This window comes from Microcoleus sp. PH2017_09_SFU_O_A (genome assembly GCF_020738625.1).
In the GTDB taxonomy this organism is placed as follows: Bacteria; Cyanobacteriota; Cyanobacteriia; order Cyanobacteriales; family Microcoleaceae; genus Microcoleus.
The window spans coordinates 1-4,054 of the sequence record NZ_JAEQCF010000162.1 but is presented as its reverse complement, the minus strand read 5'-3'; the positions used below and the strand labels follow the sequence as shown (position 1 = coordinate 4,054).

Sequence of the window (4,054 nt, the reverse complement as noted above, 5' to 3'; positions counted from 1 at the left end):
CAAGCCTATGGCTTTATGAACTTTGATAACTTTCGAGCAAGGCTATTAGCTTGCTTTTCTGATTAGGTTTGCTTATCACCTTGACTCCAGAAGAGCCGTTGTTTATCAAGAACAGCAAATTATTTAAGTTCAAGAGTTGTCAGTTTTGAGTCAAACAAAATTGCCAACGCAACTCACAACTCAGAACTCGCCAGTTGCGGTAGCGCTCCCTAAATTACTTGCGTTTAGAAAATTCTGAAATCTTCCAATCTATGCTCGCCATCAAGAAACGTTCTAGAGCTTTTAAATTGTCTTGTTGGATATTTTGAATAAGTTGAAACGCATTTTCAGACTGAACATTTGCCGAAAATTCGTCAGCGGTTGCTGGTGCTTTTTGCGATTGGGCTGGTTCAGAAGACGCCTCAAATCTGATTTGTGGGTGCTGATTTTCTTTTTCAGTCATTTCTGAGTCACCTCCTTGAGTGATTAGATACATAACCATGACTACAAATACAACTTATCTGTATCCGGGATTTGGGAAGTAAATTTTTCAGTCCCCGAGAATCGCAGTTACCAAGAGACTTGAAAGTTTTGAGTTCAGTTATCAGATATCTTCAACAGCACTTATGCACTTTCCCTCAGAAACCCATTCTTTTTGGGTAAGTCCTGTTGAATTAATACCTCGTATTTTCCGATAAAATAACCGCGATCCGGTTTTGAGTGAGGAATGCGAGTCCTCCATACAAACTAATTTCATTGCGCTCGTGACCGCAGGCACGATATTACCAGACAGAATTGGTTGAAAGCCCGCCCGCCCGGGAGAAATTAAAATCACGCTATTCATTACTCCAATCCTCTTCCTTCTAGGTAGAGGTCGCTCTTAAACTGTCAACTGTCAACTGTCAACTGTCAACTGTTGAAGCATTCCTAACTCACACACTGCCAGTGATGCACATCACTGAATTGTTATATTTACTTAACAGTAATATTTCCGAAATTCTGATATGGTTAAAGCTTAACAATTAATTTGACTGCGATCGCTCTCAAGCTGAAAGCAAGGGTCTGGAAAATATTAAGAAACTGAAGGTGTAGAGCCGATGGCGATTTATGTTGATACAGCAATTGTAGCGGAAGCCATACGGGCGAGCAAGTTCGGGTGGATAGCGGGAATTACTACTAATCCCACACTTTTGGCAAAAAGCGAGCTATCTCCTGAAGAGACACTAAAACAACTGGCACAACTGATTTCCGGGGAAGTCTATTATCAGCTAACAGCATCTGATTTTGATGGCATGGTAGTAGAAGGAAAGGCAGCTTTTGGATTAATTGGACAACAGACAGTTTTGAAAGTTCCAGCAACGGCGGCGGGCTTCCAAGCAGTAGCCCATTTGTCGCCGGAAATTCCTTGTGCAGTGACGGCTATTTACAGTGCAGCCCAGGCCGTTGTTGCCACAGAAGCCGGCGCCAAATATGCGATCGCCTACGTGAATCGCGCCACCAGACTCCTCGGAGACGGTTTTGCTTTAGTGCGGGATATGGCAAATGTTTTGCAGAGAACGAATACAGAGATTTTGGCAGCCAGCATTAAATCGCCGGAAGAAGCGGTAAAGACTTTATTAGCCGGCGCTCATCATTTGACATTACCTTTGGACGTATTGCAAGCAATGGCCGTTCACGAATTGTCCCAGCAAACAGTAGATGAATTTGCCAAAAACGGGCGAGGAATTTTCGGATAATACCAAATCCCTTTGCAAAATCTCTTGATTATTTTGTAATTGGTAATTGGTAATTGGTCATTGGTAATTGTTAATTGTTAATTGTTAATTGTTAATTGTTAATTCTGTCAACAGTCAACAGTCAACAGTCAACAGTCAACAGTCAACCGATTATGGCATTCGCCAAATCTTAATCGTGCGATCGGGACTGCCGCTGACCAAAGTCTTGTTATCTCTAGAAATAGCCACAGAATTCACAAACTGGCCGTGACCAGAAAGAGTGTTTCTTTCTTTCCCCGTCTTCAAATCCCACACTATAATATCTCCGCCCCCGCTGATCAAACTGCGACTGTCGGGACTAAAGGCGATCGTCCTCACCCAGCTCGAATGGCCTTTAAAAGTGCGAGTGCGCTTCCCGTCTTGCACGTTCGACAGACGGATCGTATTGTCGCTGCTAGCACTAGCCACAACTTGACCGTTCGGGCTAAAAGCCACAGCATTAACCGCGCCCCCGTGACCGGTGATAATTCTTCTGACTTCTCCGGTGTCAAGATTCCACAAACGCACAGTCTTGTCCTCACTGCCACTAGCGAGAGTTTGACCGTCTCGGCTCAGAGCGATCGCGTTTACTCCTCCGGTGTGACCGGTCAAAGTCAGCAACCTGCTGCCGGTTCTGACATTCCACAAGCGAACAGTTTTGTCATCGCTCCCGCTAGCCAGATTTTGACCGTCGCTGCTGAAGGCGATCGCGTTGACAGGGGCTTTGTGAGCAGGAATTGTCCGCACCCGCCGCCCCGTCTTCAAATCCCACAAAATCACATTATTGTCATTGCCGCCGCTGGCCAAAGTCGAATTGTCCGGGCTCACCGCTAGCGTGCTAACCGATTTTTTAGAATGCACCGGATTCAGAGTCCGCACCAGGCGTCCCGTCTTCAGATTCCAAATTCTAATCGTCCCAAAGCTGGCGCTGACCAAAGTTTGACCGTCCGGCGACAGGGCGATCGCATTTACACTTCCGACATTATCCAAACTTCTTTGCAAAAACTGACTGCTAGGCAAACTAGAAAGCAGCCACAACGGATTTGCCGGAAACACCCCGTAACGCATCGAACCATAAATTTGAGACGCGCCAATACCCAGCATCAAAACAGCAGCGCCCGCCACCAACTTCTTTTTCCAATCTAAAACCTCTTGCTCCGACTGGTTCAAGCCACCAGAATTCAGAGGTTTGAGGCGGTTGATGGAAGTCTGCTTCGTCGCCCCAGACACCCCGGAAGTTCCGCGAATTTTAGTTTGTCCCGTCGTCGGCAACTGAGTTGGTAACTGAGTTTCCGCACCGTCAAGATTAATTTCCTCCAAGCACTGCAAAACCATCTGCGGACTTTGAGGTCGATTTCCGGGAAAAGGCGCCATCAGGTAATCGATGACATTAGCCAAGGGGTCGGAAACCTGAGGAGCTCCTTTGCGCCACATTAATCTGCCCGTGCGGGGGTTCTCTGGGAACGCAGTCGGTGGCTTCCCAGTCAACAAATAAACAAAAGTGCGCCCCAGAGCAAAAAAATCCGACTGCGGAACAGCCTTGCCATTAGTTTGTTCGGGCGGGGTATAGCCAGGGGAAACAATACCAGTGACATTTTGCCCCTGGCCCACCTTAGCGAAATAAGTCGCCGACACTTCCCGAGCAGTCCCGAAGTCAATCAGCACTAGCTGCCCGTTCGGCTTGCACATAATATTGTGCGGCTTGATATCCCGATGAAAATAGTTGAGTCGGTGAACTTGGTCTAAAATTTCCGACAGTTGTTTGAGCCAGTTCAGAGCTTGTTCTTGACTGATCGGGCGGCCCCGATGTTTCAGCCAGTCTTGCAAATTGGCCCCAGCAATTTTCTCCATCACCAGACAGTGAAAAGACTCTGTGCTGTGAGCTGGCGAAAATGTAAAATAACCGTCGCGATCGACCTTTGGAATACCTGGATGTCTCAGCCTGACCAATACGTCGGCTTCTTGCTTAAACAGTTCTACAGCTTTGGGATGTTCTTTCAGCAGGACTTTGAGCACTCTTCGGGCGCCGTTGTCGTCCACTTCAAATGTTCTGCCAAAGCCACCGCCTCCGAGAGGCGCGACTAGCCGATATCTACCTTGCAACAAAAGTTCAGACCCGCAGTGGATGCACGCGGATTTACCAGAGTTGGCTGGATCGGAGGGATTCGGGCATTTGGGATTGAGGCAATAACTCACGAAGCCACATAACCCTGATTGAGGTTGCTGCTACACAAAACTTAGCTAAACTTTCTCAAGTCTCACTATTCAATCAAGATTGCTCTTGAAGGGTCTGCTTCCTGCTTCACCCAAGGGAGTCGGCT

The 4,054-nt window shown here is 47.1% G+C and carries 4 protein-coding genes; 1 reads left to right on the top strand and 3 read right to left on the bottom strand.

The window, feature by feature from the left end:
* Positions 1–214: 214 nt before the first annotated feature.
* Positions 215–442, bottom strand: a complete 228-nt coding sequence (locus tag JGK16_RS32140; protein WP_293174374.1) for a hypothetical protein — start codon at positions 440–442, stop codon at positions 215–217.
* A gap of 141 nt (positions 443–583) precedes the next feature.
* A complete protein-coding gene (locus JGK16_RS32135; RefSeq protein ID WP_293203588.1) occupies positions 584–823 on the bottom strand; it encodes a hypothetical protein in 240 nt (79 codons plus the stop codon).
* 253 nt (positions 824–1,076) lie between these two features.
* Between JGK16_RS32135 and JGK16_RS32130 the strand changes: the two genes are divergently transcribed.
* Positions 1,077–1,715: a transaldolase family protein gene (locus JGK16_RS32130; RefSeq protein WP_293193928.1), complete on the top strand. Its 639-nt coding sequence runs from the start codon at positions 1,077–1,079 to the stop codon at positions 1,713–1,715.
* A gap of 150 nt (positions 1,716–1,865) precedes the next feature.
* On the opposite strand, the gene JGK16_RS32125 is transcribed toward JGK16_RS32130, so the two are convergent.
* Complete coding sequence (locus tag JGK16_RS32125) at positions 1,866–3,929, bottom strand: serine/threonine-protein kinase (protein ID WP_293193927.1); 2,064 nt, start codon at positions 3,927–3,929, stop codon at positions 1,866–1,868.
* Positions 3,930–4,054 lie beyond the last annotated feature (125 nt).